The sequence below is a fragment of the Pauljensenia sp. UMB3104 genome, from assembly GCF_030217285.1.
Lineage (GTDB): Bacteria > Actinomycetota > Actinomycetes > Actinomycetales > Actinomycetaceae > Pauljensenia.
In genome coordinates, this window is sequence record NZ_JASONN010000656.1 from 1 (window position 1) to 230 (window position 230).

General features: G+C 66.5%; 1 protein-coding gene. It reads left to right on the top strand.

Going from position 1 to position 230, the window contains the following annotated elements; genetic code table 11:
• On the top strand, positions 1-230 hold a 230-nt coding region (locus QP415_RS13165), incomplete at both ends, for a DUF808 family protein (protein ID WP_285100371.1).

The following is a 230-nucleotide window of genomic DNA, read 5'->3' on the forward strand; positions in this document are numbered from 1 at the left end:
TGTCCGGTGGACTTGTCGCACTGCTCGACGATATCGCGACCCTCGCGAAGGTCACGGCCTCGTCGATCGACGACGTCGCGGCCAACGCGGTCAAGGCCTCCTCGAAGGCGGTGGGCGTGGTCATCGACGACACCGCGGTGACGCCCCAGTACGTGTCGGGCCTGAGCCCGTCGCGCGAGCTGCCCATCATCGGCAAGATCACGCGCGGCTCCCTCATCAACAAGCTGTTC